Origin of the sequence: Streptosporangium sp. NPDC049046 (assembly GCF_040649155.1) — a bacterium.
Taxonomy (GTDB): Bacteria; Actinomycetota; Actinomycetes; order Streptosporangiales; family Streptosporangiaceae; genus Streptosporangium.
Map to the genome: position 1 here is coordinate 1 of NZ_JBEZEZ010000084.1, position 2,452 is coordinate 2,452.

The 2,452-nt window shown below is 71.5% G+C and carries 1 protein-coding gene; it reads right to left on the reverse strand.

What is annotated here, in order from left to right:
• Positions 1-2,452 (reverse strand): type I polyketide synthase (locus tag AB0B96_RS40775; protein WP_362907675.1); only part of this gene is annotated, 2,452 nt, incomplete at both ends.

Genomic DNA, 2,452 nt, shown 5'->3' on the forward strand with positions numbered 1-2,452 from the left:
GCCGCCTGCGCCCGCACCAACTCCACCACCAGCCGAACCTGCTCGGCCTCACCCAACCCCGCCAACCGCCGCAACAACTCCGAATCCCCACCCGCCGACGTGGAGATCGCCAGGCGGCGGCTTCCGCGCACCAGGCCACGCATCAGATGCGGCACCTCGGGGACCGTACGCAGCACCGAGAGATCCAACCGCGCCACCACCACTGGCGAGTCACCTGTCGTAGTAGCCGACTCGAACGCCGCGAGCCCTTGCTCGGCCGAGAGCGCCGGCATCCCCGCCCGCGCCATCCGCCGCAGGTCGATCGCCCCGAGTCCCCCGGTCATCCCGGTCTCCTGCGCCCACATGCCCCAGGCCAGCGACAACCCCGCCAGCCCGTCTGCCCGGCGCTGCTGGGCCAGAGCGTCGAGGAACGCGTTCGCCGCCGCGTAGTTACCCTGACCCGCGTTGCCCATCACCCCGGCGAACGAGGAGAACACCACGAATCCGGCCAGGTCCATGTCCCGGGTGAGCTCGTGCAGATGCCAGGCGGCGTCGACCTTCGGCCGCAGCACCGCGTCCAGCCGCTCGGCCGTCAGCGACGGAATCGTGCCGTCATCCAGCACACCCGCGGTGTGAATCACCGCAGTCAGCGGATGCCCGGCGTCGATCCCGGCCAGCAGACCCGCGACCTGATCCCGATCCGCCATGTCGCAGGCCGCGATGGTGACCTCGACGCCGTGCGCGATCAGCTCCGCCTGCAACTCCACCGCACCCGGAGCGTCCAGCCCTCTTCTGCTGGTCAGCACCAGGTGCCGCACCCCACGCTCGGCCACCACATGCCGCGCGAACAACGCACCCAGACCACCGGTACCACCGGTGATCAGAACGGTTCCCTCCGGATCCCAGGCATGGCCCACCTCGTCGCCGACGTCAGAGCCGGGCACCACCCGCGCCATCCGCGGAACCAGCACCTCACCTCCGCGCACCGCCACCTGAGGCTCACCCGAGACCAACGCCCCGGGCAGCACATCGAGCAGGACCGACGATGCCTGATCCCGGTCCATGTCGACCAGTACGAACCGGTCCGGGTTCTCCGACTGAGCACTGCGGACAAGGCCCCACACCCCGGAAGCCGACAGATCCGCCACCACCTCGCCATCGCCCGCCGCGACCGCGCCCCGGGTGAGGAACACCAGCCGCGACTCGGCGAACCGCTCCTCGGTCAGCCACCGCTGCAGCAGGTCCAGAACGTGAGCGGTGAGCGCATGCGCCGAATCCACCACCCCGACCGCCGGGTCGGAGACCACCTCGGCCAGCACCACCGCCGGGACCGGATCCGCCTCGGCCAGCGCGGGCAGATCCGCATACACCGGCACCACGTCCCCGGCCTCCCGCGAGGCCGCCGCGACACCCAGCGTGTCCGGACCGAGCACCGCCACCGGCACCCGATCGGTTTCGGATAGCCCGCCAGCCGCGGACCATTCCAGCCGGAACAGCGTGTCCTGCACTGCCCCGCGACCGTCGGAGATCGCCAGCTGCTCGGTGGAGATCGGCCGCAGCACCACCGACCGGGCCGACAGCACCGGCGCACCCGTCGCATCCACCGCGTTCAGCGAAACCACTTCGCCGCCCGTCCTGGCCAGCCGCACCCGCAGCACCGACGCCCCGGCCGCGTGCAGGCTCACCTCACCCCAGGAGAACGGCACCCGGGCAGCCTCGGAATCGTCCAGTCCAGCGAACGGCACCACGTGCAGCGCCGCGTCCAGCAGCGCCGGATGCACCCCGAACGAATCCGCCTCGCTGACCTGCTCGGGCAGCCTCACCTCGGCGAAGATCTCACCGTCGCGACGCCACGCCGCCCGCAGCCCCTGGAACGCCGGACCGTAGGCGAAGCCGTCCGCGGCCAGCTCCTCGTAGAAGCCGTCCAGCTCGATCGCGGTCGCGCCGACCGGGGGCCACACCGCCGTGTCGAACGGCTCGGCAGGCGAAGCACCCATGGCGAGCGTGCCGGTGGCGTGCCGCACCCACGGCACCTCCTCGGCCGCGTCCGCCGAACGGGCGTAGACGCTCACACTCCGCCGACCGGTCTCCTCCGCAGCCCCCACCCACACCTGCACCGCCACCGCGTCACCCGCACCCAGCACCAGCGGAGCGTCCAGGATCAACTCCTCGACCACCTCGCAGCCGACCTGGTCACCGGCACGCACCGCCAGCTCCACGAACGCCGAACCGGGCAACACCACCGAGCCCGCCACCACGTAGTCGGCCAGCCACGAATGCGACGCCGACGACAACCGCCCGGTCAGCACCACTCCATCGGAGTCGGCCCGAGGCATCACCGCACCCAGCAGCGGATGCCTTGTCGCGGCCAGGCCCAACACATGAGCGTCACCGCTCTGCTTGGCGTTCGGCCAGAACCGCTGGTGCTGGAAGGCGTAGGTGGGCAGATCCACCCGGCGACCGCCCGGCAGCA